The organism is Flavobacterium sp. P3_A6 (assembly GCF_056403035.1).
The window spans coordinates 1-981 of the sequence record NZ_JBFUGG010000057.1; the positions used below are offsets into that span (position 1 = coordinate 1).

Here is a 981-nt window from a genome sequence, read left to right on the forward strand (position 1 = left end):
GCCCCGACAGCTTCGGCTCAGACCTACTGCTCTGCGGAAGCCAAAAAAGTAAGCGACCTAGCCGTGTCAGGCACAGGGATCAAATGGTATTCAGCTACAGCAGGCGGGACTTTATATGCCGGCACCGAGACGCTTGTTACGGGAAGCTATTATGCCAGCCAGACGGTAAACGGCTGTGAGAGTGCGCGGGCTTCGGTATCGGTAACGATCACGGCCAGCCCTTCAGCCCCGACAGCTTCGGCTCAGACCTACTGCTCTGCGGAAGCTAAAAAAGTAAGCGACCTAGCCGTGTCAGGAGCAGGGATCAAATGGTATTCWGCTMCAGCAGGCGGGACTTTATATGCCGGCACCGAGACGCTTGTTACGGGAACCTATTATGCCAGCSAGACGGTAAACGGCTGTGAGAGTGCGCGGGCTTCGGTATCGGTAACGATCACGGCCAGCCCTTCAGCCCCGACAGCAACTGCCCAGATATTCTGTTCATCGGAAGCCAAAAAAGTAAGCGACCTAGCCGTGTCAGGCACAGGGATCAAATGGTATTCAGCTACAGCAGGCGGGACTTTATATGCCGGCACCGAGACGCTTGTTACGGGAASCTATTATGCCAGCCAGACGGTRAACGGCTGTGAGAGTGCGCGGGCTTCGGTATCGGTAACGATCACGGCCAGCCCTTCAGCCCCGACAGCTTCGGCTCAGACCTACTGCTCTGCGGAAGCCAAAAAAGTAAGCGACCTAGCCGTGTCAGGCACAGGGATCAAATGGTATTCTGCTCCAGCAGGCGGGACTTTATATGCCGGCACCGAGACGCTTGTTACGGGAAGCTATTATGCCAGCCAGACGGTAAACGGCTGTGAGAGTGCGCGGGCTTCGGTATCGGTAACGATCACGGCCAGCCCTTCAGCCCCGACAGCTTCGGCTCAGACCTACTGCTCTGCGGAAGCTAAAAAAGTAAGCGACCTAGCCGTGTCAGGAGCAGGGATC

General features: G+C 56.7%; 1 protein-coding gene. It reads left to right on the forward strand.

The features are described 5' to 3' along the window. A partial coding sequence (locus AC1DVP_RS21270) for an Ig-like domain-containing protein (RefSeq protein WP_477185469.1) occupies positions 1-981 on the forward strand: 981 nt, incomplete at both ends.